Source organism: Intrasporangium sp. Soil_C_50, assembly GCF_057656595.1.
The window spans coordinates 1-509 of sequence record NZ_JBDGKB010000033.1; the positions used below are offsets into that span (position 1 = coordinate 1).

Genomic DNA, 509 nt, shown 5'->3' on the forward strand with positions numbered 1-509 from the left:
CAGGGCCAGGTGGGCCTGTACCGGGCGTTGGCCGTCGTCGCCGAGACCCGCAACCTGCCCGACGAGGCGCTGCCGGCGCTGGAGGCCACCGTCCTGGCCCCGGCGCCCGACGGCACGCTCGCCTCGCAGCGGCTGTTCCGGGCCCGGCTGCGCCGCGCCGTCACCGCCGCCGACCACCGCGGCACCGACGAACGCCGCGCCGCCGCGACCCGGCGGCGGGGCGTGTTCGGGCGCCTGACCGAGGACGGCATGGGCATCCTCACCCTCACCGCCACCGCCGACCGGGTCGTCGGCGTCCTGGACCGCGTCGAGGCCCTGGCCCGCGCCGCCCGCGCCGCCGGCGACCAGTGCACCCTGGACCAGCTCCGCTCCGACCTGCTCACCGACCTCGCCCTCTTCGCCACCACGCCCGAAGGGCCGACCGCCACCGCCCCGGCCGCGGTGGTGCGGATCGTCGTCCCGTTCGAGGTCGCCACCGGCACCTCGAACGCGGCGTGCGAGCTGCCCGG

The 509-nt window shown here is 78.8% G+C and carries 1 pseudogene; it reads left to right on the plus strand.

The features are described from left to right. Positions 1 to 509: pseudogene (locus tag AC3A5R_RS23095) on the plus strand (HNH endonuclease signature motif containing protein); the annotation flags it as partial.